Source organism: Undibacterium sp. Ji50W (assembly GCF_049340445.1).
In the GTDB taxonomy this organism is placed as follows: domain Bacteria; phylum Pseudomonadota; class Gammaproteobacteria; order Burkholderiales; family Burkholderiaceae_D; genus Undibacterium.
The window spans coordinates 1-255 of record NZ_JBMPOX010000091.1 but is presented as its reverse complement, the minus strand read 5'-3'; the positions used below and the strand labels follow the sequence as shown (position 1 = coordinate 255).

Genomic DNA, 255 nt, shown 5'->3' with positions numbered 1-255 from the left:
CTGAAAACGTCACCATCACAGATGCTGATTCTGAATCCAACACCATCGCCCTGCAAAGCGTTGCTGCACACACAGGCACCATCACCATCGGTACAGCAACAGGAACCGGCGTTGCAGGTGGCTTCATTAACTTTGATACCACCACTGCTGGCGCCAATGGCGGCCTGAACCGTCTCGACGTTTCCACAGGCGTACAAGTTCCTGGCGCACTGAGTGTCCTGACAGACGGCTCTGGCGTACAAGACCTGTCCCTGA

The 255-nt window shown here is 55.7% G+C and carries 1 protein-coding gene; it reads left to right on the top strand.

Annotated elements, in window-relative coordinates; all coding sequences use genetic code 11:
* A partial coding sequence (locus tag ACO0K9_RS28160; protein ID WP_422990721.1) for a hypothetical protein occupies window positions 1–255 on the top strand: 255 nt, incomplete at both ends.